28 protein-coding genes and 1 tRNA gene are annotated in these 23452 nt (G+C 61.7%); 19 read left to right on the top strand and 10 right to left on the bottom strand.

Annotated features, from left to right (window positions below; genetic code table 11):
* Positions 1-59 precede the first annotated feature (59 nt).
* From BSL82_RS03780 to BSL82_RS03740, 10 genes are all read right to left on the bottom strand, one after another.
* Positions 60-440 (bottom strand): hypothetical protein, encoded by a 381-nt coding sequence (locus tag BSL82_RS03780; RefSeq protein ID WP_158010667.1) that lies wholly within the window; start codon positions 438-440, stop codon positions 60-62.
* A 105-nt stretch (positions 441-545) separates the two neighbouring features.
* Positions 546-839 (bottom strand): hypothetical protein, encoded by a 294-nt coding sequence (locus BSL82_RS03775; RefSeq protein ID WP_072596102.1) that lies wholly within the window; start codon positions 837-839, stop codon positions 546-548.
* Between the two features lie 418 nt (positions 840-1257).
* Complete coding sequence (locus BSL82_RS03770; RefSeq protein WP_072596101.1) at positions 1258-1518, bottom strand: hypothetical protein; 261 nt, start codon at positions 1516-1518, stop codon at positions 1258-1260.
* Entirely contained in the window at positions 1515-1997 is a 483-nt protein-coding gene (locus tag BSL82_RS03765; RefSeq protein WP_158010666.1) for a hypothetical protein, read from the bottom strand. The genes BSL82_RS03770 and BSL82_RS03765 overlap by 4 nt, the downstream gene beginning before the upstream one ends.
* Before the next feature lie 39 nt (positions 1998-2036).
* The gene (locus BSL82_RS03760; protein WP_072596099.1) at positions 2037-2666 is read right to left on the bottom strand and encodes a SprT-like domain-containing protein; all 630 of its coding nucleotides are present in this window, start codon (positions 2664-2666) and stop codon (positions 2037-2039) included.
* A gap of 5 nt (positions 2667-2671) precedes the next feature.
* On the bottom strand, positions 2672-3082 hold the full coding sequence (locus BSL82_RS03755; RefSeq protein ID WP_072596098.1) for a hypothetical protein: 411 nt from the start codon (positions 3080-3082) through the stop codon (positions 2672-2674).
* 44 nt (positions 3083-3126) lie between these two features.
* Positions 3127-3318, bottom strand: a complete 192-nt coding sequence (locus BSL82_RS03750; protein WP_072596097.1) for a hypothetical protein — start codon at positions 3316-3318, stop codon at positions 3127-3129.
* A 15-nt stretch (positions 3319-3333) separates the two neighbouring features.
* Positions 3334-3474, bottom strand: coding sequence for a hypothetical protein (locus tag BSL82_RS20330; RefSeq protein ID WP_158010665.1), 141 nt, complete (start codon positions 3472-3474; stop codon positions 3334-3336).
* A complete protein-coding gene (locus BSL82_RS03745; protein WP_072596096.1) occupies positions 3464-3853 on the bottom strand; it encodes a hypothetical protein in 390 nt (129 codons plus the stop codon). Before BSL82_RS03745 ends, BSL82_RS20330 begins: the two co-directional genes overlap by 11 nt.
* Positions 3854-3857: 4 nt before the next feature.
* A complete protein-coding gene (locus BSL82_RS03740) occupies positions 3858-4172 on the bottom strand; it encodes a hypothetical protein (protein ID WP_072596095.1) in 315 nt (104 codons plus the stop codon).
* Positions 4173-5283: 1111 nt separating this feature from the next.
* Here BSL82_RS03740 and BSL82_RS03735 point away from each other — a divergent pair.
* The 19 genes from BSL82_RS03735 to BSL82_RS03640 all read left to right on the top strand — a co-directional run bounded on the left by BSL82_RS03735 (position 5284) and on the right by BSL82_RS03640 (position 23386).
* Positions 5284-6084: a tail fiber protein gene (locus BSL82_RS03735; protein WP_072596094.1), complete on the top strand. Its 801-nt coding sequence runs from the start codon at positions 5284-5286 to the stop codon at positions 6082-6084.
* A 5-nt stretch (positions 6085-6089) separates the two neighbouring features.
* Positions 6090-7721, top strand: coding sequence for a hypothetical protein (locus BSL82_RS03730; RefSeq protein WP_072596093.1), 1632 nt, complete (start codon positions 6090-6092; stop codon positions 7719-7721).
* Between the two features lie 5 nt (positions 7722-7726).
* Positions 7727-8713 (top strand): phage tail tip fiber protein, encoded by a 987-nt coding sequence (locus tag BSL82_RS03725; RefSeq protein WP_072596092.1) that lies wholly within the window; start codon positions 7727-7729, stop codon positions 8711-8713.
* Between the two features lie 35 nt (positions 8714-8748).
* A complete protein-coding gene (locus BSL82_RS03720) occupies positions 8749-9351 on the top strand; it encodes a phage adaptor protein (protein WP_072596091.1) in 603 nt (200 codons plus the stop codon).
* Positions 9351-10922, top strand: coding sequence for a tail fiber domain-containing protein (locus BSL82_RS03715; protein ID WP_072596090.1), 1572 nt, complete (start codon positions 9351-9353; stop codon positions 10920-10922). Before BSL82_RS03720 ends, BSL82_RS03715 begins: the two co-directional genes overlap by 1 nt.
* 38 nt (positions 10923-10960) lie before the next feature.
* Entirely contained in the window at positions 10961-11278 is a 318-nt protein-coding gene (locus BSL82_RS03710) for a hypothetical protein (protein WP_158010664.1), read from the top strand.
* An 8-nt stretch (positions 11279-11286) separates the two neighbouring features.
* Positions 11287-12270: a hypothetical protein gene (locus BSL82_RS03705; RefSeq protein WP_072596088.1), complete on the top strand. Its 984-nt coding sequence runs from the start codon at positions 11287-11289 to the stop codon at positions 12268-12270.
* Positions 12212-13039, top strand: coding sequence for a hypothetical protein (locus BSL82_RS03700; protein WP_158010663.1), 828 nt, complete (start codon positions 12212-12214; stop codon positions 13037-13039). The genes BSL82_RS03705 and BSL82_RS03700 overlap by 59 nt, the downstream gene beginning before the upstream one ends.
* 3 nt (positions 13040-13042) lie before the next feature.
* The gene (locus tag BSL82_RS03695) at positions 13043-13927 is read left to right on the top strand and encodes a hypothetical protein (RefSeq protein ID WP_072596086.1); all 885 of its coding nucleotides are present in this window, start codon (positions 13043-13045) and stop codon (positions 13925-13927) included.
* A complete protein-coding gene (locus tag BSL82_RS03690; protein WP_072596085.1) occupies positions 13924-16047 on the top strand; it encodes a hypothetical protein in 2124 nt (707 codons plus the stop codon). The genes BSL82_RS03695 and BSL82_RS03690 overlap by 4 nt, the downstream gene beginning before the upstream one ends.
* A gap of 564 nt (positions 16048-16611) precedes the next feature.
* Positions 16612-18675, top strand: coding sequence for a portal protein (locus BSL82_RS03680; RefSeq protein WP_072596083.1), 2064 nt, complete (start codon positions 16612-16614; stop codon positions 18673-18675).
* Positions 18676-18684: 9 nt separating this feature from the next.
* Positions 18685-18999, top strand: a complete 315-nt coding sequence (locus tag BSL82_RS03675) for a hypothetical protein (RefSeq protein ID WP_072596082.1) — start codon at positions 18685-18687, stop codon at positions 18997-18999.
* A gap of 15 nt (positions 19000-19014) precedes the next feature.
* Entirely contained in the window at positions 19015-20040 is a 1026-nt protein-coding gene (locus tag BSL82_RS19885) for a hypothetical protein (RefSeq protein WP_083579022.1), read from the top strand.
* 59 nt (positions 20041-20099) lie between these two features.
* Complete coding sequence (locus BSL82_RS03665; RefSeq protein WP_072596080.1) at positions 20100-21017, top strand: SU10 major capsid protein; 918 nt, start codon at positions 20100-20102, stop codon at positions 21015-21017.
* A gap of 72 nt (positions 21018-21089) precedes the next feature.
* Positions 21090-21422, top strand: a complete 333-nt coding sequence (locus BSL82_RS03660; RefSeq protein ID WP_072596079.1) for a hypothetical protein — start codon at positions 21090-21092, stop codon at positions 21420-21422.
* On the top strand, positions 21419-21679 hold the full coding sequence (locus tag BSL82_RS03655; RefSeq protein WP_072596078.1) for a hypothetical protein: 261 nt from the start codon (positions 21419-21421) through the stop codon (positions 21677-21679). Before BSL82_RS03660 ends, BSL82_RS03655 begins: the two co-directional genes overlap by 4 nt.
* A gap of 120 nt (positions 21680-21799) precedes the next feature.
* Positions 21800-22147 carry an ArsR family transcriptional regulator gene (locus BSL82_RS03650; protein WP_072596077.1) on the top strand — a complete coding sequence of 116 codons (348 nt, stop codon included), beginning with the start codon at positions 21800-21802 and terminating at the stop codon, positions 22145-22147.
* Positions 22148-22153: 6 nt separating this feature from the next.
* Positions 22154-23266: a site-specific integrase gene (locus BSL82_RS03645; protein ID WP_072596076.1), complete on the top strand. Its 1113-nt coding sequence runs from the start codon at positions 22154-22156 to the stop codon at positions 23264-23266.
* Between the two features lie 35 nt (positions 23267-23301).
* A tRNA-Leu gene (locus tag BSL82_RS03640) sits at positions 23302-23386 on the top strand.
* Positions 23387-23452 lie beyond the last annotated feature (66 nt).

Below are 23452 nucleotides of genomic sequence, written 5' to 3'. Positions count from 1 at the left end.
GTGCGTGTGTGCCCTTAACTTTCGTGTCCAGTCCGTTAACCGTGGGTGAAGGTGTCTAGTTAATCCAGGTATTTGACGACGGCCAGAACGGTGACCTTGTCCCGGACGACTGCCCCGTAGCCCATGTTGGGGCTGACCGCGCCCCCGAGGAGGCCGATCACCTCGCCCTTGGTTCCCAGCATGACCACCGCGTCCCCTCCGTGCTTGATGGCCGCCTTGGCTACGCCCTTGGAGCCGACGACGTCAGGAACGAGATTGTTGTCCCGGCGCTTGTCCGTCAGGAACCCCAGGAGCTGGAAGCGGCGGGGAGGGGTGCCGTTCGTCCAATAGTCGATCCCGTGCTTGGTGATCCTGGAGCCTCCGGTCCCCTCCTGGTAAGCGCCCTGGCCCTCATAGGCCGCGAAGGATTGACCGGCGATAGCTGGGGATGAAACGATCAAGGCGAGAGGAAGTAAAGTGAGACGCAGCGCAAGCATACAGAAAACCCCTGAGAAACATTAAGTCCCTCAGGGGTAATAGCGACGTAGTGAACGAATAGTAAACAGTCAGGCAGGAATAGTCGCCTCCACGGGATGGGTGGCCGCATCGTTGTAGCCGAGGGCGAGGAGTTCCTTCAGCAGCTCATGGGCCTTGGGGGCTGGCAGCGGACCTGAGCGCTCCCGGCCGCCGTTGGTGGACCATGTGACCTCCAGCGCCCGATAGACCCGCGTGGTGAAGCCCAGGGCTTGCACCTGGTTCTCGAAGTCCTTTGCGGCTGGAGGGCGGAGAGGGGCTGACAGGTTCGTGTTATCCTTCGTGTAAACGACAATATAGTGCTGGTCGATGGTGCTATGTGTCATGGCTGGGCCTCGTGATGGTGGCGCGGAACAGGCGGTCCCTTTCGGCCGGTGGTGGTCGATGCTCCCCAGGGCGAGCTGCCGCCCATGTGAGGTCGATGGCCCTGAGGACCTGTCCGGCCGTTGAGTAGGCGTTCCGCAGCTCTTCGTTGCTGGGGTGACGTGTCATGTGCGGGCTCAATCCGATATGAAGCCAGTGATCAGGCCGACCAGGGCGATGATGGTCCACAGGATTACGAAGTTATCGGTCACAGTCCTTATTCCTCATTCTCACATAGGATTAGCGTTGATCCTCGCCATTCAATGCTAAACGGCCTGAACTCCCGCCCACCTTTAGTTCGACACATGACGTCCACCTTTTCAGGCTGAGGCCGTCCTAATGCTCGTTTCGTATACCGTTCGACGATCCAAGACAGCCACATCACCTTTTCTCCCCGATCCTCCCGCCACGGACAGAGTGACGCTCCCAGGCCAAACCCACAATCTCGGGACCGAACGGGGAGCCGGTGAAGAACCACGGGTGCGCCTTCGCTTCGGCCGCGTCCTGAGGCTTGAGGCAGCTATCAAGCCCCATTCTTTCGAATGTGGCCAGCTCCCCATGCTCGCCCGTAACGATCAGCACGTCCGGGTGGCGGCCGAACGATCCCCGCGAGACGGAATGAATATCGTTGAGGGCGGTCACCGGCCCAGCCTCCATTCCAGCGCGAAGTGGACAAGGTGCGTGTCGTTGGCCTTGGCCACCTTGGGCGCATAGCCTACCCGAAGGGCCAGCCGGTCCCCGAGGTCCAGCTTCCCGCCCACCAGGGCGATAGGCGTGATCCGGTGGCGCTCATAGCCCGTTGCGAGGCCGACCGCGCCCCAGGCGCTTACAGGCCCGACGATCCTGAGGTCCTTCACATAGGACGCATAGGCCGTGAAGTTCCTTTCGCTGTTGTAGTAGCCCCCGACCTGAATGCCGCTGTTGCACCTGGCGTAGAGCCCAGGGTTGGCGTTGTTGTAGCTGCGGCGCACCTCCTGGCTGATGGACAGCGCCGCGCTGCCTTGGGCTCCTGGCGCTGGCGTTGAGGCGACCGACTGCGTCTCCACGGTCGTGTAGTGCCCAGGGGCGTGAATGGAGGCGAGGTGGAGGCCGACAGCGGCGATAGAAGAACAGATACCCATGATGAAATGATCCTTTCGATAGAATGCGTTAAGGGTTGGTTAGGAGCGCTGAAGATTGCCGTCACAGTCGGGCACAGGGCACGTAAGGCCGTCCTCGTGTGCCTCAATGTGCTTGGCGGTCGTCCGGCAGCTGAAGCCGCACTGGTCACATTCCAGCTTCAACATGCGTGTGGTCTGCTTCTTGCCACCTGAGGAGAGCTGAAGGTCGCCCAGGGCCGCCCCAGGGAGAGGCCCGAGGGACGCGAGGATCGGATCGGCCCAAACGTGCCATTCAGGCCCGGCGACCGTTGCGGTCATCTTCCCGGTCAATCCCAGGGCCGTGGCGCACTTGGCGAACTTCCGGCCGTGCTTGGCTTCAAGGCCCACGGCGGCGTGGACCAGCTCATGGGTGAGGACGTCCGCGATCCTAGAGGCGTCCGACTGCATGGAGGGCCGAAGGAATATCTCGAAGTGGCCATCCTCTGAGACAGCGTTCGACCAGCATTCGCCAATCACCTTGGACCTAGCGCCCTTGGAGGGGAACCCGATGGAGCTGCGGACCTCAGAGGGCAGGGGGAAGCCCACCCGGTCGAAGTGTGGCCGAGCGGCCGCTGTGAAGGCGTTGAGCCAGCTTTCGCGCGTTGGGTGCTGGGAGGACACAACGGCGAGATCGGTGAGACTGAGAGGCATCGCGTTCAGCTCCCCTTCGTCTCGACGGCGACCGGCAGGATCGTCACCTCAATGTAGAACTTGCGGTGCGCGTGGGCCTGCTTCTCCGCGAGGTCCTTCCGGCTGCACCAAGCCAGCGCTTCGAACCTGTCGTAGAACCCTTCGTCCTTTGCGGCCTGGACGGCCTTGAGGCGCTGTTCGCGGCGCTTCTCCTGGTAGTCCTTCACGTCCGAATAGCCCGAGAGGCGCTCGGGGTTGTGCTTCTCCCAGTAGCGATAGTTGCTGGCGTCCGTGTCTTCGATCCGGCCCGCACGGGACAGAGCGTCCAGGAAGGAACGCTTGCCAACGACCAGGTACGCATAGGTCCTGGAGGCGCTGGTCCGTGTAAACGTCTGGCCGCTGAAGGAGACGGTGTGGATGTTTCTGCGCTTTGCCATGGTCGTATCGTTCCCTTGTGTGGATTATTGCCGATTGTGTAGCGTCAGGACGTGCGAAGGGCGCTCTGTGCGCTCAAAGCCCGTGCGTGGTTGATGGCTATCTCAGCGGCCTTCTGGAGGCTTAGGGTGCTGAAGATCGAGACGTCGCCGACCAGGACCTCATAGCCATTCCGGCCAGCCTTGAGGCGAACGATTGTGCCAGCGAGTGCCTGGCGGAGCTGGGTGATGGTGATCATGTGATGGTGTTCCTTTCAGTCTTTCAGGATGTCATGGCATTCGAGGAGGCGGACCAGCTCCTTCGCCCATTGGCTGGCTTCCTGGTCCTTTCCGCACTGTTTGAAGGCCTGGGCCTTGGCGAGGGCGGTAGCGATGGCTTTACGATCAAGCTGCATTGGCCACCTCGAAGACTGCCTCGCCGTTGCTGAAGGTCCCGAGGCGGCGAAGGCGGCCAAAGGTCTCGACGAACTTAGGGGCGACTTGGGCAACCCAGCGCTCTGCCAGACCAGCGTTGTCCGTGTCGTCCTTTGCGACGATCCAGTAGGCGACCAGGCCGCAGTATTCCGAGACGCCCACATAGGCGTGATCGTTTTCGAGGACTGCATGGTCTTCGCGGTCCAGCCAGCGGTCGCAAGGGGTCAGAGAGGGCCAGAGGGTGGGCGCATAGTTCACCAGGTCGTCGATGACGTCCCACTGGAAGTCTGCGTCCTCGTCGGCCTCCCAGGTGTTGTAGGCGACCACGGCGTTGGACGGAGAGGAAACTGAACGTCCCATTGGATTAGCCTTTCGTGTTTTCTTGGGTGGACCAGAAGGTCGCCGCGTCTTGGACACGGATGCGGCCATGTCGGGCGAGTGCCTCCCGCTCGGCCTTGAGGCAGCGCTCAGGAACCGCACGGCCCTTGTGGAAGATCACGACAGCGTAGGAGACACGGCGGCGACCTCCCAGGACCTCTGGGGCAAACCAGCGGGTGACCTCAAAGCGGTATGGCTTCCCATCGCGCTCAAAGGTCCCGAGGTCGCTGTGGGTGCAGGAAGTTCCGTTCGTCACCCGGCCGGGCCGTGGGCTGTCCCAGGTCAGTGCGGTGAGGTCCATCTGTCTTCGTCCTTGTGTTTAAACTGTTCGCTCCACATACGGGAACAATCCACACATGGCAATAGTCCACATGAGGCGAGAGTGATTTATTTTTTGAATCAATGGAGATCGAGAGGGGCGATCAGTACGATGGGGGCAGAACGCCCGGCTTTCGGGGCTTTTCGTCCCTTCAGGCCTCCTGATGCCCTTCAACTTATCGAGAAAATCGAATAGTCCCTCGCTGATTGTTCGACCCAGTCGATCAATCCTGGGCGCTAACTCCTCGCCCGCCCGGCCGGTGGGGGACGCAGAGGATCAGGCATCCAGCGTCAACCCACGGAAATCAGGGGGATTGCGCCATGGTGGGGGAGAATGCGGTGGGGTAATGGCCCTAATGCCTGGCAGGCCAGACCGATTGGCTTTGATGCTGATCGAGCCTAATGTCCCAGGCATTCAGGGGCGTGACATGGCGTTACGTTTACACGACGTCACACCGAGAAACCCACGGATTTCTGCGGGTCTCCGAGGGATTGAATGTCCAATGTCGGCCTGCGGGTCCCTCCTCGCCGGGCCGATGGTACCGCGCGGATCGTGGCGATTGCGATTTGAAACTCGGGGTTTCGCTGGGGGATTTTTGGGCCGGTCGGACTATCACGGAAATCCGCCGTTTTCTGTGGCTCGCTGAGGCCATTTTCGCCCGATTATTTTTGGGTCCCATGCTCGGGAGGCCGATGGTACCGAATGAACCTAAACGACACAATATGTAGTAGCTGGGGCCTCAAGAACCACAAGGGACCCTATGTTACTAAAAGTCTGAAAAATCAATGAGTTGCCATTAGTGCAGACGTATGCACAACATTCCACAATCGGCAACTATCCGGGACCCTTAAGGTCACCTGAAGGAAACCCAAGGGAAGGTGATCATCAATCATGATGAGATCACCCCTTAAGGAACTCTAAGCCCCTTAAGCCCCTTAAAGTAACCTAAAGCCCCCTATAGTCCCCCAAAGCTGCCGATTGCATCCAGATCATTGGTGTCCTCCATCCGATGAGGACCTTTCCACGCCTGGGGGAGCTGATGGCCTAGCGCCTCGCTCCCCTTAAGCCCCTTCATACCCCGCGAGACCTATCGGTGCCCATCGAGACCGCAGAATACATTAACGACCTCAATGTCAGCTATCCGCCCGATACGGACCCGCAAGGGGAAGCTGCCAGTCACCTCCGCATCATCAAGGCTGCCCTGAAGGCGACCTTCCCGAACATTGACGGTCCCGTCACCGCAGACCAGGCGGCCCTGTCGAGCCTCTTTGAGATGCCTGTCGGCAGCGTCGTGTCTTTCTTCGGTGCCGAAGAGGACATTGCGACCGGATGGGCGCTTTGCGATGGCCGGACAGTTGCCCGGACGGACGGTACCGGGAACATCACGACCCCCGATCTTCGCGGTCGGTTCCTCCTGGGCGTCAGCGACACTTACGCGCTCTCGGCCACCGGAGGCGCGGCGGAAGCCAACGTCAACACCGGAGACGGCGGAGCCCATAGCCACGGTGTCACGGTCGATGCTGGCGGCGCTCACAGCCATACAGGCTCGGTCAGCGGCCATGCGCTCACGACCGCCGAGCTTCCGGCCCACAGCCACCTTAACGTGGTCTCCGGGATCGGCAACGATACCCTCACGGGCAGCAACAGCCTTTCGCAGGAACGGACGGCCGGTGGCGACACCGAATACATCCTCAACAGCGCCGCAGGGACGCCGACGCTCGGCAAGACCTCTGAGGTCGGTTCGGGCCAGGCGCACACTCACGGCCTGACGGTCAACAGCGGCGGAAGCCACAGCCATACGGCCGAGACGGACGAAGAGGCTGATCACAACCACAGCGTTACCGTTCCGACCCTTCCGCCCTACGTGGCCTGCAATTTCATCATGAAAGTCTAGGTTCAATGCCCAACGCTACGCTCCCCGTCAGGGGGCTTGGGTCCGTTGGGATCATTGCGGACATCAATCCCTACGACCTCCCACCGGCCGCCCTTTCGGCTGGCGTCAACGTCCGCTTCGAGAACGGGAAGATCACTCGGGGTCCGGTCATTCGCCGGGTCTACGAGTATGAAACCGGCTTCTCTCCAGCCTTCATGTTCTCGCTACCTCCGGTGTCCTCGTCCTATGAGGGCATCGTTGCGGTGTCCAAGGACATGGCGACCATCAAGCAGGTTATCGGGAATACCGAGAGCGACCTCAGCCCCACAGGCTTCACGGGCGCTGACCTGGAGATGCCGTTTACACACACGTTCCTCGGCGGCGTCAGCTACCTGAACCGCAAGAGCCACGCACCGCTCCATAAGCTCCCCGGAGACGCGATCTACTCGACGCTGCCCAACTGGGACGCCGGGTGGCGGTGCGCCTCCCTGAGGACCTACAAGGACTTCCTGGTGGCGCTCAACGTCACCAAGGGCGCTGTCAACTACCCCACCATGGTCAAATGGTCCGACCTAACCGGCTACGGCTCGGCTCCGGGCTCCTGGGACCATGAGTCCACCACCAACTCGGCAGGCGAGAGCGTCATCAACGAGATGAAGGTGGAGATAATTGACGGCCTCGGCCTCCGGGACAGCTTCATCCTCTACGGAAGGGGCGAAGTGTGGACGATGGACTATATCGGCGGCAACTACCTGTTCCGCTGGCGCAAGCTCTTCGACAAGGTCGGCATCCTGAACCAGAATTGTGTCGTCCAGATCGACGGGCTGCACTACGTCTTCGATAAGGACGACATCTACCTGCACGATGGCTCGACCAAGAAGTCCATCATCCACGGCAAGGACAAGGATTTCGTCTTTCAGTCCCTCAACTACGGGAAGTCCTGGCTGGCCTTCGTCAACCACGACCCTCGGCTGAATGAGATCCATTTTTGCTACCATTCGGGCGACAGGTTCGCACGGTTCCAAGGCGGCCTCGGCTGCAATCGGGCGGCGGTCTACAACTACCGGCTCGATAACTGGACGTTCTACGACCTCCCGAATGTGACTTCAGGCTGCCTTTCGACCGTCAGCTCCGCGTTGAGCTACAACGACGTGATGGACAGCTCCTATCAGGAGATGGGCGGGTCCTATGTGTCCAACGAGGACGACAAGGACCTTCATGCCATCTTCGTGGCCCCGGCCGACAGCTCCATTGGACTTACCGAGAGCCGCATCTACGGCCTCGACCTGTTCACGGGCGGCCGTCTGGTCAAGCCACTGGAACCTGAAGTCCCCATGCCGTCCTTTGTGGAGCGTGTCGGCATCGACCTCGACGAGATCGGGGCGGACCTGACGCTCTATAAGGTCCTCCAAGCCATCTATCCGCAGTTAGGAGTTCGGGGCGAGGTTTCTAACGTCTCGTTCCAGTTCGGCGCATCAGACATTGTGGGCCACGAGCCCCTTTGGTCCGACACAACGACTTATGACCCGCGCACCGACAACAAGGTGGATATTCGAGAAGCCGGAAGGTACCTGGCGTACCGACTGTATCACGACGGCCCCACGGACTTCACGTTCTCCGGGTTCGACCTGAAGGTCTCGCTGCGCGGTAGGAGATAAACCGCGTGGCGAACCCATCGCAAACCACCAATCCCCTGGATTACCCGAGGTACGTCCGGGGGATCAGGCCCACCATGCCCGAGAGCCTCGGCCAGTACGTCGACGACGAGTTGGAGAAGCTCCAGAACAGCTTCGACAACATGGCCGTAGCGGCCGACAGCTCGGCAGCGGCGCGAGTCACTGAAGAGGCAATCGTCCGCGCCGATGCGGACAGTGCCCTGGCGGCCTCGGTCACCACGGTATCCACCAGGGTGGACGATAACGAGTCGAGTATTGAGTTCCTTCTCAGTTCCGAGAACGGCGACGAGGCCACCGCCCGCCTGACGGTCGACGTCAACGGCAAGGTTACCGGCTTCAAGATCAACGGCGCTGAAAGCGAGTTCATCGTTGACGCCAGCCGCTTCGCGGTCGGTGAGGACGGCGAATACGTCTTCGAGGTCAGCGGCGGCACCACGTACATCAAGAACGCGGTCATCCAGAACCAGGCCATCGACGCCAACAAGCTGTCCGAAGACGTCATCAACAAGGTCGTCTCGGCTTCCGCGACTGGCGTAACAGCTACCGATGCCGGTAACCTCATGGTCACGCTGGCAGGACTGCCGGTGAAAGTCTCGCAGGGAGGCTACGTCCACCTGATCCTATCTGCGAATATCTCAGGAAATCCTGGGGCGCTGTCTTTCGGGGTATCCCGCCTTTACGGGTGGCTCCAGAGAAGGCCCGCAGGTTCTGGAACGTGGACCACCATCCACAGTTGGCCGATGTACGCGAACGGGGTCGTCGAATACGATGACGACGGAGTCCTAGAGAGCGCTGGCCATACCATCGGCGTCTCCGCGACCACCCAGTACATCGACACGCCGCCCGCAGACGGCTCCTACGATTACAGATGGATGGCAGGCAAGGACCTCCCCGGCTCAGTCGCCCCCGCGTCAGTCTCGGGCGCGACTGCCACCAACATTTACGGCATGGCCCTCTCCACGAAGGTGGGTTGAGGCCGCTGCCCCTCAACGCACACACGGAATAACCAATGAACTTCGGCGAGCTGAAGGACGACCTGATCGCCCTCATCAATCGCAAGGACCTTACCCCAGCTCGTGCCGGTAGGTTCATCAACCGCGCGGTCGACCGGCTTGAGCGGAACGTCCGGCTTCCCTTCATGGAACGCCTGGTCGAGTACACGATAACGGATAGTCCCGACATCGACCTGCCGACCGACTTCCTGGAGCTTGCAAACCTCTACGTCGACGACGTGGAGCTTGAGCAAGTCGACATGCGCCGCTTTCTGACCTGGACGAAGTACGGGCTGACGCCCAAGGTCTTCGTGAAGATCAGGGGCCAGTACAAGTTCCGCCCGGAACCAGCCGAAGGCACGGTCGTGTCTCTCCATTATTACGGCGCTGAGGACCGAATGGTCACCGACGCCGATGAGAACATGTGGGCACAGGCCGCTGAAGATGCGGTCCTGTACGGGGCCGCAGAGCTGGCCGCCGACTTCTACGAGGACGAGCGCCTCTCCAGGTTCGCCGACAAGTCCGCCGAGTGCGCCGCAGAGCTGACCGCCCAGGGCATCAGCGATGCTTTTGCTGGTCCCATGTCTGTGGCCCCGGCCGCAGCCAATGAGGAATACTAATGGGTTCGTCCTTCTACCAGGACACTGGGATCGACAAGGACCAGGTTAAGACCGCCACTGAGGTGGCCGCCGAGCAGGTAGCCATCGCAACCGAACAGGCGTCCATCGCCACCACCAAGGCCACTGACGCCGCTGCGTCCGCTACGGCAGCTGCCAGCTCCGAAAGTGATGCAGAGACCGCCGCCCTCGCGGCTGCGGCGTCAGAGACCGCTGCGGCGACCTCAGAGTCCAACGCTGCGGCCAGCGCCGCTACGGCGACCACCAAGGCCGCTGAAGCCGACGCTTCGGCAGTAACGGCCGCCGCAGAGGCAGCTACGGCGACCACCAAGGCCGCTGAAGCCGACGCTTCGGCCGGTGCCGCTTCCTCAAGCGCTGCCGCTGCCGCCACGAGCGAGGCGAACGCCGCCGCCAGTGAAGCCAACGCCTCCACGAGCGAAACCAACGCGGCCTCAAGCGCCGCAGCTGCCGCCTCCGAGGTGGCCGACGCAATCGCGGCGCTAACCAAGGCGGACGTGGGGCTCGATCAGGTCGACAACACGTCGGACGCTGATAAGCCGGTCTCGACAGCACAGGCAGCAGCCATCGCCGCCAAGATCGACAAATCGACCTTCGACGCGGCCGACCAGGTCCTCACCTCCTCAGGGGCTTCCACTCCTACCAAGGTGGCCCTGACGGCCTCAACGGTCCTTGGGCGCGGCCCCTCTGGCGGCATCGTCGCTCTTCCGCTGAACATCGACCCGGTGGGTGGCCACGTGGGGATTGTCACCACCCCCGCTCCGTGGTCCGGGAGCTTCAAAGCCCTGAACCTCGGTAACGGCGCAAACTTCATCGCCGGATCGGGCGGAACAACCCTGGTGTTGGGCGTCAACGCCTATCATAATGGTACGGTGTGGAAGCGCCCCCAAGGGGCAACCTCGTCGACCCTTATGTTGGCCGATAGTGGGTCCTTCTATTGGTCCTTCGGCGCTTCCGGCGCGGCGGGCGGCGACGTGACATTTGCCGACCGAATGAGGCTGGTACAGAACGCTTTCGGCGGCGGAATGTTGGACATTTACGGGGCGGCGGGCGTCCTCGCCATCCGCCTCGATTCCAGCGGGACAATAACTTCTACCGGAACATACTCAGCAACCACCGCCAACGCGGCGAATATGTATGTCCACACCGATGGTTCGTTCAATAGGTCCACATCGTCGCTCCGCTACAAGAACGTCTTGGAGCCAATAGCTGACGAATGGGCCTACAAGCTCCTCGACCTTGACGGAATCTTCTACAAGTCAAAATGCGAGGCCGATAACCAGGACTGGACCTACTATGGCTTCGGGGCAGAGGACGTCGCCCAGATAGACCCTCGTTGGGTCCACTGGAAGACGCAGGAATACGCCGCGATTCTCGCCAACGGCCAGGAGCCGGAGCTGGTCCAGCTGCCGGAGCCGGTCGCTGACGGCGTCCAGTATGAGCGCATGGTCGTAGCCCTTCAGCATATCGCCAAGCGCGAGAAGGCGCGGGCAGACGATGCCGAGGCGCGACTTAATGCCATTGAGGCCCGACTGGCGGCTCTCGAAGCCGCTTAACACCAACAATCAGATTTCGACAGGAGCTTTCAGTCACCATGGGAGTTCCTGTCGTACCTGATCACCAGTTCAAAGTCCCGGTAATTCGCCGCTCGGAATACACAGTGTTCCTGGAGCAAGCGACCCGCGACCACACATTCATTCACTGTCTTGTGCATGTCCCATGGACGAAAGGCGTCTTCGGCCGCCTGACGCAAGATTTAGGCTCTCTCCGTGATTTACATGGGGGACCAATATACGCGCTTCATCCTCCCGAGGATCGCAAGCACTTCAAGTTTCTCAACCGCATGGGCTTCAAATACGCCGCGTCCTACAAGGACAAGAAAGGCCGACCCATGGAAATCTATAGCATCTAGGAATAACTATGGGCGGCCTCTTCGGCGGTTCACAAAAGACAACCACCAACGAAAAGTTCGATACGGGTCCTAGCAGCTGGCAGAAGCCATGGCTGGACCAGACGTTCGGCGAAGCACAGCGCATCTACGGAAGCTCGGCCGGTTCCCCCTATTACGAGGGCGAGACCTACGCCGGGATGGACGCGGATACCCGAAGCACCCTTGAGCGCCTTAAAGCCTACGCGGGCTCCACGGCCATGGGTAACGCGGGGACCATCAGCTCCATCGGCTCCAATCTCGCCTCCTCAGGCTCCTCACGCGCCCTCTCGGCCCTTGACGCCTTCACGTCCCTAGCAGGCGAGAACGCGACCACAGCCAACATCAAGGCCGCCCAACAGTACGCGGACAACCCTCACGTCCAAGGCATGATCGACGCCAACTCCAGGGATGTGGTCCGTAACCTCAACGAGGAGACGCTCCCCGGCATCGACCGGCAGGCGACAGCCACCGGAGGCATCAACAGCTCCCGTGCGGGCGTTGCGGCCGGAATTGCCCGTAGAGGCGCTGAGGACCGCATCGCAGACATCTCCGCTACTCTGAGGGGCGATGCGTACAATCGCGGCCTCTCGCTGGCTCAGGGCGACCGTGCGGCCAAGCTGGGGGCTCTCAGCACCTCAGCCGGACTCGCCAGCAACCTGACAGGTCAGGGCATCGGCGCGATGACGGCTGGTAACGACATGACCATGGGCGCATTCGACAAGATGACCCAGGCGGGCATGATCGACCAGGCAGACCGACAGGGCCAGATGGATGCCGACTTCGAGAAGTGGCAGGGCATGGACCAGCGCGATTGGGACCTGTTGAACAGGTACTATTCGATTGTCGGTGGGAACCAGTGGGGCCAGTCCGGGACCTCCAGCGGCACTTCGAAGACGAAGAGCGGCGGGAATATCTTTGGGCAGCTGGCAGGTGCTGCAATCGGCGCTGCGGGCGCTTTCAGCGGCGGAAAATAACACAATGACACTTCTTCCATGGGATGACCCGAGGATTCAACGCGCCTTGGGACACGCCGACAGAAAACCAACCGTCTTTGACGGACCCGACACGGACTTTCTGAGCAGGCTGCCCAAGGCTCCACCCACACGGTCCACCAACCCGTTCGCTAAGGAAAACCGAAGCGATACCCTTCTGGCCATCGGATCGGGGATGATGCGCGGCGGAAACTTCGGCGAGAGCCTGGCCAACGCCGCCGATACCATCCTGTCGCGCCGACAGGACCTGAGGAAGGCCAACGTCCGCCAGTCCACTCTGGGCGGGCCGGACGATGCCTTCGAGATCACGGTTGACCCCGAAACGGGCGAGCGGTCCTACACGCCAGTCCAAGCATTCCAGAATTACCTGGAGGAACAGAAGGCATCCAAGAACCAACCCAAAGCTGATGATGTAATCAAGCAGCGGGGAGCGGTGATGGGGTCCATCCTCCAGGCACCGAAGGAACAACGGGCTACCCTCTATGAGCGGGTGGTCTCCGATCCTCAGTTCGCAGCGCTCGGCCTCCCGCCGACGTGGGACGAAGGCATCGCCACGACCTACCGGGACAGGGCGATTTCTCCAGCCGATCAGCTGAAGATCGACATTCTGCGCCAGCGGGCTGAGGACAGCCGCATCGACGATGAGCGTGACTACCAGATTCAATCTCAGAAACTGAACGCGCCCCCCAGCACCCGCCGCAGTCGGATTAACCCGAACAACGCCGACCTTTCTTACCTTCTAGGACAATAACCGATGGCCGACCCTCTCAAGGAACGCATCTCCCTGCTTCAGATGGGGGCCGCCCAAGGCAAGCTCAAACCGGAACACCAGGCGGAGCTTGACCGCTACACCGCCCAGGGCCTCGTCAAGGGCGCTCAGCCGGGCGTGGACCGGGACGACATCCAGAGCCGAATCAGCCTCAGACAGGCGGGGATGCCAGCCGTGGAGCCCATCCGGGACCCGTTCCTCCGCATTGAGAACCCCAAGGTCCGAGAAGAGACCAAGGGCCGCATGATGGCCAACGGGGCCAAGGTCCTGGAAAAGGCCCAGCCCGAGATCGACAAGGCCCGGAACGCCCTCGCGTCCTACGATGAGTTCTCGGAACTCAACGACCGCGTCCGGCCGACCGGGGGCCTGATCAACCGGGGCTTCAACGCCATCCGAGAGACCTTCGGCGACAGCGACCTGTCCCGGATGGAACAGCTCTCGCTGGCCATGGCCCGCTCTATGCGCCAGCCCGGCGAAGGCCCTGTGTCTGACTGGGAAGGCCGCATCTTCGCCAAAATGTCCGGGGGCTACAACCGGCCCTACGCGACCAACGAGGCGTTCATTGAGGCCGGGAAAGCACTGTCCCAGCGGCAGATCGACATGCAACAGTTCCGCGAGGCCTACCTCCAGGCCAACGGAACGCTCGTCGGATCGGACACCGAATGGGCCAAGTACCGGGAAGCCAACCCCATCATCAACCGGGACGGAACGGTACGGAAGGCCCAGCACTGGTCCGACTGGTACTCGTCCCAGATGAACCGCGCCCTTGAGAGGCGGAAGGCCCTTAAAGGTGCCCCCCCGTCAACCCGGAAAGGCGCTAAGACAAGCGGCCGTGTGGTCTACGACATCAACGGAAACCCTATTAAATGACGACTCCAATACGCCTCCCGAATGGCGAGATAATCGAGATCGCAACAAACGATCCGAAGGCAGCCGCCGCCGCCGCGAGGAAGGTGTGGGCGAGCCGTCAGGCACCCAAGCTCCCGAAAGCCCCGCCCAAGAAGGGCAGGGGACTGGGCGCTACTATCGGTGACGCAGCTGGCAAGGTGGTGGACACCCTCACGGGTGGATACGGGGACGAGCTGGCGGCCGGTGCCGAGGTCCTTGGGAACAAGCTCAAGACGACCTTCGGCTTCGAAGGAACCGGCAGAGACTTCGACGAAGCTCAGGAGAACTTCCAGGACGAGCAGGCCGATTTCAGCCGCAACCACGGCGTAAGCTCCGGCGCAGCCACAGGAACCGGCATTGCTGGCTCCATGCTCATGCCGGGCCTGAAGGTCGCCAAAGGCGCTGGAGCCGTGGCCAGAACCGTCGACAACGTCGCCACGGGCGCATTTTACGGCGGCGTTTCTGGCGCTGGCCAGGGAGACGGACTAGGCGAACGCACTCGTAATGCCGTCGAAGGCGCACTGTTTGGCGCGGGAACTGGCCTTGCCGCCGACCCACTCGCTCGCGGGGTAACCGCTGTGGGACGCAACGTCCGAAACGCCTTGCTGCCCTACATCTCCCGCGAGGGCGGACGGAAGGTCGCTCAGGCCCAAGCGCACCGCGAGATCGACACGGCCCTGGCCGACGCTGGCTTCACCCCAACCGAAGCGGCCGATGCTGTCCGCGACCGCGCGGCACTCAACGTCCCTGCTTCCGTGTCCGACCTTGACGACACAACCCGCCAGCTCACCGGCTACGCCTCCAGAGGCATGGGTCCGGGACAGCGGGCAGTCAGAGAGGCGGTCAAGAAGCGTCAGAGCAATATGGCCCAGCGCACCCGGCAGCACGTCGACGACACGCTGGGCTCGACGGTCAACCCGCACCAACAGTCCGCACGGCTGACCGAGGAAGCCCGCACCAGAGCCGCCCCGCTTTACCGTGAGGCTTATGAGCAGCCGGTCATCCAGACCCCAGGGCTCCATGAAGTGGCGACCAGCCCCGCTGGCCCCGCCGCGATCACAGCGGGTGCCCGGCAGATACGGCAGACGCCGATGGCCCGCCGCAACCCCGGATCGGAAGCACCTTTCCGCCCAGGGCCACGCTTCGTCCCCGAACAGGGACTTGGAGCGCCTGGCGGCAACCCTCCGCTCTACGAGACCGGCCAGGTCCCGGTCCTTGAGACCTGGGATGGCGCTAAGCGCTATCTGGACGACCTGGAGTTCGACACCAACAGCCCGTTCATTGCCCGGCCGGAAGGCATGACCTCGGATACCCGAGCGATTGACCTCACCCGCCGCCAGCTTCTGGACGAGCTGGACCAACAGGTTCCGGTCTACCGCGAGGCCCGCCAGGCCTTTGAGGGTCCCACCAAGGACAAGCAGGCATTCCGCCTCGGCCTTGAGGACCTCCCAGGTTCCCGGCGCAACACCGCCAACGATGCAACCGACCAGATGGGCCGCCTCAACGACAGCCAGACGGAGCAGTTCCGCCTTGGTGACCGCACCCGCCTTGCCGATGAGATTTACGGAAGCAAGAGCGGGGTCCGGCGCTGGGGGGACGCGACGGCACCGATCAACGCCAATGACGCCCGGACAGACCTCCTCAGGTCGATCCATGGCGACGAGGCGACCGATCAGCTGATGGAACGGGCCACCGCAGAGCGTGACGCCCACCTGACCTACCGTGAGGTGTTCGGCAACTCAGCCACCCGTGGCCGCCAGGCGGTCGACGAGGGCATGGACGCGACGACTGGCACCCAGGTGGCCACTCAGTTGGCCTCAGGGCGACCGCTCGCAGCGGCCTGGACGATCCTGTCCGACGCAGGCCGGGGACGCTTCGGCCGCTACGGCGAGGACCTGAAGGCCGAGCTGGCCCGGATGCTCACCGACACGAACGTCTCGTCCGTTGAGGACGCTATGCGCCTCGTGGAGCAGAGAGCAGCCATGGACGCGGCATTCGCCGAGAAGCTCCAGAAGGCAGCCGCAGAGCTGACCAAGGTGGGCACCATCCAGGCTGTCGGACAGTCGGGAGACGAAACGGGGCTTTACGGCCCAACGGACTGAGGGGCTGGGGGCTAACCCTGGCCCCCGGCACACTCAGGAAATCACTACATGCCATCAACTCATGGGGCGCTGTCCCAGGAGGCGATCAATGCTGCCCTGGCGGCAACCTATGGCGGCTCTGCGCTGCCTATGCCGTCCATAACCCGGACGACCGCAGACCGCTTCCGCAACCAACCCAAGACGCGAGGCGTCCTCTCCGCTCCACGGCCGCGTGGGGCTCTCACCAAGTCCGCCTCGTCGCTGGTCGAGCAGGGCCTCAGAGCCCTCGGCGCTTCAGAACAGGGCGCGGCTAGGGCCGGAAGGTCCTTCGAGGAGTTCAATTACGATTGGAACCCACTGTCCGGCGCGGACATCGTCGGAACCCAAGCCCGCCGCCTCACTGACGGGACCGGCGCTGACGTAACGGACCTGGCGCTCAACGCCGGGATGCTCGCCGCACCTCTGGCCGCCCCGATCAGTAGGATGCCACGACGACTGCGTCATGGCCCTCGCCATTGCCAACCACATTCATGAAGGCTCCTGGGACCTCATCCCGGTGACCGACGACATGTTCATTGAGATGATATGAAAAACGAACGCATCCGGCCGCTCACTGAAGATGAGCTGCTGAACGCTTGCCGGTCGAAGGCCGATGCGGGCTCCACCTTTGTGGATACCAACCTGGCCGACGAGCGGCGCAAGGTCACCGAATATTACCTCGGCCAGCGGCCCTATCAGGCCCGCGAAGGCGGCTCCAAGTTCGTCAGCCAGGACGTCTACCTATCGGTCGAGACCATGAAGGCAGAGATCGTCGAGACGTTCGGGGCCGGTAGCAATATCGTTACCTTCAGCCCCCAGAACGACGACGACGTTCCTCTGGCCAAGCAGTCGACCGCATATTGCGAATATGTCGTCCACCGCCAGAACCGAGGCCTGGAGGTCTTCCAGGACGTGGTCCACGATGGCCTCACCAACCGCGTCGGCCTGGCGAAGGTCTACTGGGACAGACGGGAGATAATCGAAGAATACAGCTTCGAGAACATCACCCAAGAGCAGGCCATCCGGCTCCTGATGAACCCCCAGTTCCGGCTGAAGGGAAAGCCGACGATCACCCAGAGCGAGGACGGAACGGTCCTCCTGTCCGGCGAGGTCGAAGAGATCACCGACGCCTCACAGGTCGTGATCGAGCCTATCCCCCCGGAAGAGTTCATCAAGACCGGACGCTCCCGATACCTCGACAAGGCCGACTATCTTGCCCACCGCTACCGCTGCACTCTCGGCGACCTGGTGGACGATGGCTACGACGCGGACCTGGTCTATTCGATCACTGGGTCCGACGACGACCTGGCGATGGACGCCGAGAAGCTCCAGCGCGAAGAAGAGACGACCAGCGGCTTCCTCAACGACGAGGACAACGTGGACGAAGCGGGCCGAATGGTCACAGTCTATGAGAGCTACATCCGCATCGACTTCGAGGGCACCGGCCGCCGCCAGCTGTGGAAGGTGGTTCACGTCGGCGAGGTGCTTCTGGAGAAGCAGAAGGTCAACGATCACCCGTTCGTGGCCTACGTCCCCCAGCCGATCCCTCACACCTTCTACGGGAACAACTTCGCCGCCCGCACGATCCAACACGCCAACACCAAGACGGTCCTGGCCCGCGCTGTCATCGAACAGGCCGTGGACGCCACGAACCCTCGCTGGATGGTTGCCCGTGGCGGCGTTGCGAACCCACGGGAGTTGATCGACAACCGCAGGGGAGGGGTGGTCAACGTCAGGTCACTGACCGACAGCGTTGCGCCGCTCCCGTCGACGAACATCAACCCGTTCGTCCCCCAGGTGATCCAGATGGTCGACAGCGACCGCGAGGACACCACCGGCATCTCCAGGCTCTCACAGGGCCTCGACAAGAAGGCACTGAGCCACCAGAACAGCCAGGGCCTTGTCCAACAGCTGACGGAAAACAGCCAGGGCCGGACGAAGATCATCGCCCGCAACTTCGCGCTTCAATTCGTCTCCCAGCTGTACCTGAAGGTCTACCAGCTCGCTATCGAGAACGAGACCGAAGAGAAGATCGTCGAGATCGCTGGCTCATTCGTCCGGGCAACTCCCTCCCAGTGGCGCTCAAGGCGCGACGTGGCTGTGGACATGACCCTGGGCTACGGCGCGAGGGACCAGGCGGTCGAAGAGCTTCTGGTGGCCGACAAGGCCCTCAGTGAGAAGCAGGCCCGCTGGTATGGCGACAAGCAGTCCTACAACGTCTGGAAGAGGGCGATGGAGATCAAAGGATGGAAGAACATCCAGGAGATCATCACCGATCCCGACACCCTGCCGCCGCCAGAGCCTAACCCGCTCCAGAAGGCGGAGCTGGACGAGAAGCTCAAGAACATTGACGTTGCTGAGCGCCAGATGGCTCTCCGCGAACGCCAAGTGGAACGCGAAGATTCCCGCAAGGATGCAGAGCTGGCTATTCGCCGGATCGACACCCTCCAGGGCATCAAGCTGAAGTCGGCCGAGCAGGCCCGCAAGGACCGCGAGACGGACAACCGGATCGACATCGGCCTTGCTGAGCTTGACCTGGCCATTGAGGCACAGGTGAACGCTTCGCCCGAGAATACGCGGCTTACCGCTATCGCCTCGCCGAACAGCTAAGGAGCCACAGTGTCCGAAATCGTCCTCACCGAAGAGGAAGAGCAAGAAATCCTTGAGGGTCAGGCAGCGTCTGACCTTCTGGATAACCCCGCGTTCCTTCTCGCCATTGAGCGGGTGCGCGGGGAATGCTCCGAAGGCATCCTCACGAGCCCTCCCGACCGAAGGGATGCTCGTGAAGACCTCTACAACCTATCGCGCGGCCTGACCGCTATCACCGAGAAACTGGCGCAAATTGCTGCCGTTGGGGCCTCCGTGTTGCAGAATGCCGCGCTACGCACCGACGAGTCTGTCCAGGATGATCCCGACAGTCTCGACGACTTTTGAAAGTAACCGAAAAACGTGTCTATCCAACCGGACGACAATACCGGCCTGTCAGACGACAGCGCCATTGAACAACTGACCGCCTCTCTCATCCCGGCTAGTAAGAAGCAGGCCCCCGATCCCGACGCAGACGACGAGGACGATCAGGGCAACGAGATCGCCCAGGACGAAGACGACCTGGAGGACGATGAGGATGATACGTCTTCTGAAGAGGACGAAGGCGACGACGACGACAGCACGGACGAAGATGACGACGATGCTGACGAAGGCGAGGAAGATGACGAAGGGGACGACCAACGCGCCCCCGAGGCCAAGGAGATCGCAGACGATGCGGTCGTCAAGGTAGTCGTCGACGGCCAGGAAACCGAAGTTACGGTTGGCAGCCTGAAGCGCCTTGCGGGCCAGGAAGCTGCGCTCACCAAGAAGAGCCAGGAAGCTGAGCTTGTGGGCGGCCGTGCGGCCATGCTTATCCAAGGGGCGCTTGATAGTGTCCTGGAGGAGCTGGAGCCCTACAAGGACACCGACTGGGAGGTCCTCAGAAACGACCTCGACCCGGAGGAGTTCAAGTGGCACCGCGAGAACTTCACCAAGAACCAGAAGCGCTTCTCGAAGCTCATGGAGGCCGGGAAGAACTTCGAACAGATCGTCGAAGCCCGTCAGGCCAACATCATCCGCGAGCAGGCCGCAGAGGCCCGCAAGGAGCTTGAGGCCGACATTCCGGGCTGGAATGACCAGGTGTACGCCGAGGTCATGCAGTTCGGTATCGAGCAGGGCCTGGACGAGGCAGACGTTCGCAGGATCGCCAATGCGAAGGTCTTCAAGCTGCTGCACATGGCGATGCAGTACAAGAAGGGCGAAAAGGTCGTCACCAAGAAGATCAACCAGACGCCCACCCGAGTGAAGAAGAGCAGCGGCCGGGAAGCAATCGCCGACGCTCCCTCAAAGAACCTGAAGGCCCTGGAGAAGAAGCTCCAGACAGGTCGGGCCACCGATGATGACGCCGTAGCGCTCCTGCTTGGACGCTGGAACGTCAAGAGCCGGTAAGCCTCAAGCTGCCAACCCTTATCAACAATCAGTTCAACAACGAAGAACACACGTAAACAATGGCTACTTTCAAGACCTATGACAGCGTTGGCGCTAAGGAAGACGTTTCGAGCGTCATCTCCATGCTGACCCCGCATAAGGTTCCCTTCAGCACCTCCATCGGCTCCGAAGTCGTGAAGCAGAAGGTCTACCAGTGGCAGGAAGACGAGCTGGACCCGGCGCAGGATAACGCCCAGGTCGAAGGCTTCGACGCCACCGAGGAAGATTGCAACACCACGGAGATGCTCCAGAACACCACGCAGATTCTGAGCCGCACCATCAAGCTCTCCGGTTCGCTCCAGGCTACCGACCATCACGGCCGCGCCAACGAGCTTGCCCGCCAGCTGGTGAAAAAGGGCAAATCGCTCCGCCTCGACCTTGAACGGGCGAACGTCGGTGTCGACCAGGCGATGGTCCTGGGCTCCGACGCGGTGGCTCGCCGGTTCGCTTCGGCTTCCCAGCTGATCCACGCGGACAACAAGATCGACGCCGCAGGCGCTGCGATCAGCGAGACGCTCGTTAAGCAGGCGATCCGCACGGCCTACGACGCTGGCTCTGACGGCGCTGAGACCTTCATGGTTAAGCCGACCGACGCCGAGGCCATCTCGGAGTTCGCTGGCTCGGCCGACCGTGTCCGCGACGTGGGCATCAACCCGTCGAAGGTGATCGTGAAGGTCGACATCTACACGACCGCTCTGGGCACCCTCCGGGTGACCATCAACCGTGAGATCAAGAGCGACTTTGCGCTCCTCTACGATCCCAGCATGTGGAAGCAGACGAACCTGAAGGGCCGCAGCTGGTTCCGCGAAACGCTGGCGAAGACCGGCGACAACACCAAGATCATGCTCGCTGGCGAATATGGCCTGAAGCATGAGAACCGGAAGGGCGCTGTCCTCCTTGAGGCCCTCGACGTCACCGGCACGGACGCGGACGACTAAGGCTTAGGCCTAACGCAAGCCCCTGGGTCCTGATGGACCTGGGGGCCTTCCTGTCCCATTTATCAGTTTCAAATGCCAGAAATAATCGACAGTACCGACCGCCTACACCTGGAGGTCGACAAGAACCTCAAGATCAAAGAGGCGCACATCGAGTGCTTCCAGGAGATACCCGACTGGTTTCTCCGCCGCCTCGCGGACATTCGAACCGAGCAGGACGCCAAGTTCCGCAAACGGGACAACGACCTTGAGCTGCGGCTCGTCGCCTCGGTTCCTGGCGCTGTGGCAGACCATTGGGCTCGCACCGGCCTCAATGTCTTCGACGGCAGCGCCACGGCCAAAGATGTGGTCATGCGCCTGATCAAGGAAGACCTCACCAAGTTCCTCGCTACGGGCTGGCGGCCGTGATTACGGACCAGACGCCCTGGCACATTCTAGGCGACATCCGGGAAAGCCTTGGCCGCCTCGAAGGGAAGTTCGACGCTCAGCGCGAGCGGAACGAGAAGACCGACGCTAACCTTGCCGATCACGGCGACCGGATCACGGCGCTGGAAACCGATCAGGACCGCATGAAGACCCGCTTCAACCTCCTGGCCTGGATCGGCAGCGTCCTCCTAGCGCTCCTCACGGTCTTCGGTGACCGCATTCTCAATCTCCTCTTCTAACCCACAAAACCCCTCAGCCTGATGGTGATGAGGGGTTTTTATCTGGCGACTGTTGACGATCAGCAATAAAATCAGATAAGCAATAGTCGCCTATGTGCGATGAATACGGAGGACCGAGACATGGCCGACAAACAGGGTAGACGTGGCCTGACGAAAGGCTACCGACACCTCACTCAGATACAGGCAATGATCGGGACCACCATCCCGATGCAGCTTGCCCGGACGTTCTATGTGGTAGCCCTCAACGAGGGCAAGAGCCTCCACGAATTGGCCAAGATGATGGGGATTAGCGACAGCACGGTCAGCCGTCACTTGCTGGACCTCGGCGAACGCAACCGCAGGATGGAGCCGGGCTACGGCCTCGTGGAGCGCACGGTTAACCCATCGAACCTCAAGCAGAACTTCTACACCCTGACGCCTCGTGGCCGACAGGTCGCTGAGGTCCTCGCCGATCTCTTGGAGGATTGACCACACATGGCAATATATGCCGATAAGAAGGACGGCCAGGTAACCGGGCGCTGGCGCGTCGAGCTTCAAAGGGCCGGTGAGCGCTATAGGAAGCGCTGGGACAACCACGCGGACGCCATAGAGGACGAGAAGCGCGTTCTGGACGCCTGGGCGCGTGGTGAGAGCCTGAAGCCCGCTCCGGCTGTCCAAGAGGAGGCCTTGCCGGTCAACTCGCTCGCAGCGACCATCCAGGCCGCCAAGGGGCTCCTGTGGGACGGAGACGCCACCACGGAGACCAACTTCGCCCGTCTGGGCCATATCGCTGACATCCTGGGCAAGACCACCCGGCTGGACGAAATTAACACCAACTCCATCGACAAGCTCATCCAGGAGCTTGCCGCTAGGGGACGTGCGCCAGCCACGATCAACAGGTACCTCTCGCACCTGAGGACCTTCCTGGTTTGGGCTAAGAAACGGGGCTACCGCACCAAGCCTGTCGCGGGTGAGGACGGCATCTCCTTCGGGTGGAAGGAGGAGGGCGAGGGCCGCATCCGGTGGATCACCCTGGGGGAGGAGGAGAAGCTCAAAGAGTACCTCCCCGACAACGTCTGGAAGCTCACCAAGGTGGCTATCGAGACCGGCTGTCGCCGGGACGAACTATTGACAGTCGAGCCCGGACAGATCAATGGGACGCGCCTCCACCTCTGGAACACCAAGACGAAAACCCCCAGGACCGTGCCCATGTCGCAAGAGACGACCCGAATGCTGACTGAGCTGGTTAAGTCCAAGAAGATGCCGACCAGGCGCAACCTGAGGTCCTGGTGGAACCGCGCCAGGACCAAGATGGGCCTTGAGGACGACAAGGACTTCGTCTTCCACGCTTGCCGTCACACAAGGGCCACTCGGATGGTCGATGCGGGGATCAACGTCTTCGTCATCAAGGAATGGATGGGCCACAAGCGGCTAGAAACCACCCTCCGTTATGCCCATGTGAAACAGCAAAATCTGGAGGATGCGCTAGTAAAGGTGGGGGATTACTTCTCCAAGCTGGAGGAAAACCCCAGCATTCCCACGCCTTTCCAGGTCCCCCACGGGGCTGGGGGAGGAGGGGAACTTGCCAATATGAGCCGAGCCGCGTAGTGACAAAAACGACGGAAAGCGGCCCTTTTGTTGATGCGGGCGTGGCGGAACTGGTAGACGCGCTGGATTTAGGTTCCAGTATCGCAAGATGTGGGGGTTCGAGTCCCTTCGCCCGCACCAGACCGCTGCGAATGCGGACGGGCCTTGTTTTCCTTGGTTTCTATGGGCCTCAAGAGGGGCGAGACG

The organism is Tardibacter chloracetimidivorans (assembly GCF_001890385.1).
Taxonomy (GTDB): domain Bacteria; phylum Pseudomonadota; class Alphaproteobacteria; order Sphingomonadales; family Sphingomonadaceae; genus Tardibacter; species Tardibacter chloracetimidivorans.
The sequence above is the reverse complement of the archived record's forward strand: the minus strand, read 5'-3'. Positions and strand labels throughout refer to the sequence as shown.

Excerpts from the sequence above, each read along its gene's own strand:
- BSL82_RS03760 (WP_072596099.1), bottom strand. The coding sequence starts at position 2,666 with ATGCCTCTCAGTCTCACCGATCTCGCCGTTGTGTCCTCCCAGCACCCA.
- BSL82_RS03660 (WP_072596079.1), top strand. The coding sequence starts at position 21,090 with ATGCCAGAAATAATCGACAGTACCGACCGCCTACACCTGGAGGTCGAC.
- BSL82_RS03690 (WP_072596085.1), top strand. The coding sequence starts at position 13,924 with ATGACGACTCCAATACGCCTCCCGAATGGCGAGATAATCGAGATCGCA.
- BSL82_RS03765 (WP_158010666.1), bottom strand. The coding sequence starts at position 1,997 with ATGGGTATCTGTTCTTCTATCGCCGCTGTCGGCCTCCACCTCGCCTCC.
- BSL82_RS03705 (WP_072596088.1), top strand. The coding sequence starts at position 11,287 with ATGGGCGGCCTCTTCGGCGGTTCACAAAAGACAACCACCAACGAAAAG.
- BSL82_RS03665 (WP_072596080.1), top strand. The coding sequence starts at position 20,100 with ATGGCTACTTTCAAGACCTATGACAGCGTTGGCGCTAAGGAAGACGTT.
- BSL82_RS03695 (WP_072596086.1), top strand. The coding sequence starts at position 13,043 with ATGGCCGACCCTCTCAAGGAACGCATCTCCCTGCTTCAGATGGGGGCC.
- BSL82_RS03720 (WP_072596091.1), top strand. The coding sequence starts at position 8,749 with ATGAACTTCGGCGAGCTGAAGGACGACCTGATCGCCCTCATCAATCGC.
- BSL82_RS03710 (WP_158010664.1), top strand. The coding sequence starts at position 10,961 with ATGGGAGTTCCTGTCGTACCTGATCACCAGTTCAAAGTCCCGGTAATT.
- BSL82_RS03730 (WP_072596093.1), top strand. The coding sequence starts at position 6,090 with ATGCCCAACGCTACGCTCCCCGTCAGGGGGCTTGGGTCCGTTGGGATC.
- BSL82_RS03680 (WP_072596083.1), top strand. The coding sequence starts at position 16,612 with ATGAAAAACGAACGCATCCGGCCGCTCACTGAAGATGAGCTGCTGAAC.
- BSL82_RS03775 (WP_072596102.1), bottom strand. The coding sequence starts at position 839 with ATGACACATAGCACCATCGACCAGCACTATATTGTCGTTTACACGAAG.
- BSL82_RS03745 (WP_072596096.1), bottom strand. The coding sequence starts at position 3,853 with ATGGGACGTTCAGTTTCCTCTCCGTCCAACGCCGTGGTCGCCTACAAC.
- BSL82_RS03750 (WP_072596097.1), bottom strand. The coding sequence starts at position 3,318 with ATGATCACCATCACCCAGCTCCGCCAGGCACTCGCTGGCACAATCGTT.
- BSL82_RS03715 (WP_072596090.1), top strand. The coding sequence starts at position 9,351 with ATGGGTTCGTCCTTCTACCAGGACACTGGGATCGACAAGGACCAGGTT.
- BSL82_RS03650 (WP_072596077.1), top strand. The coding sequence starts at position 21,800 with ATGGCCGACAAACAGGGTAGACGTGGCCTGACGAAAGGCTACCGACAC.
- BSL82_RS03740 (WP_072596095.1), bottom strand. The coding sequence starts at position 4,172 with ATGGACCTCACCGCACTGACCTGGGACAGCCCACGGCCCGGCCGGGTG.
- BSL82_RS03645 (WP_072596076.1), top strand. The coding sequence starts at position 22,154 with ATGGCAATATATGCCGATAAGAAGGACGGCCAGGTAACCGGGCGCTGG.
- BSL82_RS20330 (WP_158010665.1), bottom strand. The coding sequence starts at position 3,474 with ATGCAGCTTGATCGTAAAGCCATCGCTACCGCCCTCGCCAAGGCCCAG.
- BSL82_RS03755 (WP_072596098.1), bottom strand. The coding sequence starts at position 3,082 with ATGGCAAAGCGCAGAAACATCCACACCGTCTCCTTCAGCGGCCAGACG.